1 protein-coding gene is annotated in these 557 nt (G+C 76.7%); it reads right to left on the minus strand.

The window, feature by feature from the left end; translation table 11 throughout:
* On the minus strand, window positions 1-557 hold a 557-nt coding region (locus tag FV222_RS28715; RefSeq protein ID WP_281406954.1), incomplete at both ends, for a 3'-5' exonuclease.

A 557-nucleotide genomic window follows, 5' to 3' on the forward strand; every position in this document is an offset into this window, starting at 1 on the left:
GCGCCGGCTCGGCCGGCGCCGTGCCGGTCTCCGGGCCGGTCCCGTCCCGCCACAGGGTGACCGGGCCGTAGGCGGTCTCCACCGCCTCGCCCTCGCCGAACGCCTGCACCATCCCGGTGCGGATCATCTCGCACCAGGCGGTCGGCCCCACCGGCGTCTGGCCGCGGAAGGGCGCGACCACGAGCCGGTCGGCGGCCCGCGTCATCGCCACGTAGAGCAGGCGGTTGTGCTCCTCCCGGGCCCGCACGTGCAGGGTCTCGCGCGCGGCGCCGATCGCCTCGGAATCGTAGGGTTTCGCGGTCGACCACACCGGCGGCACGTCGCCCGGCATCGCGAGCAGCGGCGGGTCGTTGCCGCCCGGCGCCTCGCAGCCGTCGATCATCACCACGACCGGGGCCTCCAGGCCCTTGGCGCCGTGCACGGTCATCACCCGCACCTCGTCGCGGCCGGATTCCATGTCGCGCTTGACCGTGTGGCCGGCCTCGCCCCGCCCTCCGGCGCAGTAGCGCGCCAGGAAGCCGGCGAGCGAGGGGGCGTCGGCCCCGGCCTCCGCCTGC

This window comes from Methylobacterium sp. WL103, assembly GCF_008039885.1.
Lineage (GTDB): Bacteria > Pseudomonadota > Alphaproteobacteria > Rhizobiales > Beijerinckiaceae > Methylobacterium > Methylobacterium cerastii.